A 246-nucleotide genomic window follows, 5' to 3' on the forward strand; every position below is an offset into this window, starting at 1 on the left:
CCGACCGACCGGGCGAGCTCCAGCAGCCGGTGCGACGGCGCCCACGCCTGCGGGCGGCTCCGCATGCCGTCGTCCGTGCTGCGGCCGCCGTGGTAGCCGTAGACCTTGGTCGCCACGACGACGTCGCCGAGCCTGGTCCAGTCGCGGAGGCCGCCCGCGACGCCGACGAACACCATCGCGGCCGGCGAGAACTCCGCCACGGCGCGCTCGGCGATGGCGGCGGCCGGGGCGTTGCCCGCGCCCACC

General features: G+C 78.0%; 1 pseudogene. It reads right to left on the reverse strand.

Annotated features, from left to right (window positions below):
- Nucleotides 1-246 (reverse strand): annotated as a pseudogene (locus tag G3I65_RS50795) (5'-methylthioadenosine/S-adenosylhomocysteine nucleosidase); the annotation flags it as partial.

It is taken from the genome of Amycolatopsis sp. SID8362, assembly GCF_010550475.1.
In the GTDB taxonomy this organism is placed as follows: Bacteria; Actinomycetota; Actinomycetes; order Mycobacteriales; family Pseudonocardiaceae; genus Amycolatopsis; species Amycolatopsis eburnea.